At 65.6% G+C, this 2,879-nt stretch carries 3 protein-coding genes; all 3 read right to left on the bottom strand.

Annotation, left to right across the window (positions count from 1 at the left end):
• The coding region (locus tag VDP82_RS16630) for an FGGY family carbohydrate kinase (RefSeq protein ID WP_323015943.1) at positions 1-725 on the bottom strand (725 nt) is incomplete at its 3' end.
• 65 nt (positions 726-790) lie between these two features.
• Entirely contained in the window at positions 791-2,266 is a 1,476-nt protein-coding gene (locus tag VDP82_RS16625; RefSeq protein WP_323015942.1) for a mannitol dehydrogenase family protein, read from the bottom strand.
• A 10-nt stretch (positions 2,267-2,276) separates the two neighbouring features.
• On the bottom strand, positions 2,277-2,879 hold a 603-nt coding region (locus VDP82_RS16620; RefSeq protein ID WP_323015941.1), incomplete at its 5' end, for an ABC transporter ATP-binding protein.

The following is a 2,879-nucleotide window of genomic DNA, read 5'->3' as shown; positions in this document are numbered from 1 at the left end:
GTGAGGCCCAACTCGGCGGCGGCACCGGCCGAGAGCGGGCCGAGATCGGAGCCGACCGGGCTGGCGGCGGCGGGGAGGGTGGCCTTGCCGATGAGATCGTCGAGGCCGACGCTATCGAGGAAATCGGGTTGCCAGCCGTTCTCATGGGCGAGGTAGGTCCATTTGCAGACCAGGGTGGACTGGCTGCGGGCCAGCGAGCCAGTGGCCTTCCAGGAGAGGAAATCGGCCAGGTCGAAGATCATGCCGGCGCGGGCCCAGCTGGCGGGCATGTGCCGCTTGAGCCACATGAGCTTGGGCACTTCCATTTCCGGAGACATGACGCCGCCGATGAAATCGAGCACGCGATGGCCGCCTTGCGTGCATTCATCGGCCTCGGCCAGCGCGCGGTGGTCGAGCCAGACGATGGTGTCCCAATTGTCACCGCCCTGGGGGGAGACACTGACGGGCAGGCCGCCGGCGTCGTGCACCACCAGCGAGCAGGTGGCGTCGAAGGCGATGCCGACCACCTGCGCCGGGTCGGCCGCGGCGGCGGTCATGGCATCGCGCACGGCGGCGCAGACCGCCCGCCAGATCTGGGCGCTGTCATGCTCGGCATGATTGGCATCGGCGCGGTTCATGGCGATGGGGTGCTCGGCGCGGCCCAAAAGCACACCCCGCCCGGTCAGGACACCTGCCCGGGCGCTTCCCGTTCCCACATCCACTCCCACCAGGAGGCTTTCCGTCAAGGTTCGCGCGCCTTCTTCTCGGTCCGGCGCGAAGGTAGCCGAAGGCAGGTGTGTTGGCTATATGGCTAGAGCGCGCCGGCGAGGTAGCGTTCGAGCGTTTCGTGAGTGCCCAGCCCCCAGAGCGTTTCCAGCATGCGGATGAAGGTCGCCGCAAAGACCGGGTCGCCGGCCAATTCGCCATAGATATCAGCCATTTCCAGCCAGGCGGCCGGGTTTTCCCGCGCGCGGGCGGCCTGGGTCGTCAGCCTGGCCCAACTGGGGTCGTTGGGTTCGATGATGGCGCCGGAGTCGGTGGTGCCGAAGCAGTAGCGGCACCAGAGGGCGGAAACCAGCGCCAGCCCGGTGACCGGCAGGCCGGCCTTAACCCGGTCAAGTGCCGATGGGATAATGAATTTCGGCTGCCGGTTGGAGCCGTCGAGGGCGAGCCGCCGGACGGTGTCGCCGATCTTGGGGTTGGCGAAGCGGCGCTCGCACTGGGAATAGTATTGGTTGAGGTCGGTGTCCGGGACGGGCGGGACGATGGGGATGATCTCTTCGGTCTCGATTTTCCGCAGGAAATTCAAGATGATAGGATGTTCCATCGCCTCGTGGACATAGTGGATGTCCAGGAGGCCGGCGGGATAGGCGATGGCGGCGTGGCCGCCGTTGAGAATGCGGATTTTCATGTGTTCGTAAGGACTTACGTCGCTGACGAACTGCACGCCGACCTTTTCCAGCGCTGGCCGGCCGGCGGGGAAGTGATCCTCCAGAACCCATTGGCGGAAGCTCTCGCAGAAGACGGGGTAATTGTCTTCAATATCAAAGGCTTGCGCCAGAAATTCGCGCTCTCGGGCCGAGGTGGCGGGGGTAATCCGGTCGACCATTGCATTGGGAAAAGCCACGTTGGCGTCGACCCACGCCGAGAGTAACGGATCCCGGCTCCTGGCTAACAGACTGATAGCATTTCGCGTGACGTTTCCGTTGCCCGGAATGTTATCGCAGCTCATGACGGTGAAGGGCGCGACGCCGGTTTCGCGCCGCCGCTCCAGCCCGGCGAGAATGAGGCCGAAAACGGTCCTGGGATTGTGCGGATTGGCGGCGTCGTGAACGATGTCGGGATGGGCGACGTCGAATTGCTGGCTGGCCGGGTCGATGTAATAGCCGCCCTCGGTGATGGTAAGGGAGACGATGCGGATGGCCGGGTCGGCCAGTTGCGCGATGATGGCCCGGGTGTCGCCGGGCTTGAGATGGTCGATCATGACGCCGGTGATGCGGGCGCTGCTGGTGTCGGCCTCCTGCTCGACCACGGTGGTGAGCCAATCCTGCGCCTTGAGCTTTTGACGCATGGCCTCGTCGGCCTCGCGCACGCCGGCGCCGATAATGGCCCAGTCATGGCCTTCGCCCAGCGCCATGAGGTCGTCGAGATAGACCGCCTGATGGGCGCGATGGAAATTGCCGACGCCGAAATGGACGATGCCGGGTGAAAGGCCGGCGCGGTCATAGGCGGGCACGGTGGCCCTGGTGATGGTGCCCAGCGCCGCGGCTGAGAGCTTTATGGTCATGGCGGGCTCCTCACAAGGCCAGCCCGGCGGCGTCGAACCGGTAGATGCGGGCCGGATCGGGCGTCAGCCAGACGCTGTCGCCATGGCCGAAGGTGCGGTCGCCATCGGTGCGCACGGTCATGAGGCCCAGCCCCTCGACATGCACATGCAGGAAGGTATCGGAGCCCAGCTGCTCGGCCACGCCCACTTCGCCCTTCCATGCGCCGGGCGTCGCCGCCTCGGCGATGGCGAAATGCTCGGGTCGAACGCCGATGGAATGGGCGCTGTGCTTCTGCGCCTCGGGGCCATCGATGAAGTTCATGCGCGGGCTGCCGATGAAGCCGGCGACAAAGCGATTGGCGGGCCTGTTATAGAGTTCGAGCGGGGAGCCGAACTGCTCGACATTGCCGGCATTGAGCACGACGATGCGATCGGCCATGGTCATGGCTTCCACCTGATCGTGGGTGACGTAGATCATGGTGGTTTTGAGCTGCTGGTGCAGCTCGGTGATTTCGAGCCGCATGTTGACGCGCAGGGCGGCATCGAGATTGCTGAGCGGCTCGTCGAAGAGGAAGGCCTTGGGCTCGCGCACGATGGCGCGGCCGATGGCGACGCGCTGGCGCTGGCCGCCGGA

Origin of the sequence: Devosia sp. (assembly GCF_034675085.1) — a bacterium.
Classification (GTDB): domain Bacteria; phylum Pseudomonadota; class Alphaproteobacteria; order Rhizobiales; family Devosiaceae; genus Devosia.
Note: the sequence above shows the minus strand (reverse complement) of the source record. Positions and strands in the feature narration are given on the sequence as shown.

Bases quoted from the DNA above. Each gene is read 5' to 3' on its own strand.
- VDP82_RS16625 (WP_323015942.1), bottom strand. From the start codon at position 2,266: ATGACCATAAAGCTCTCAGCCGCGGCGCTGGGCACCATCACCAGGGCC.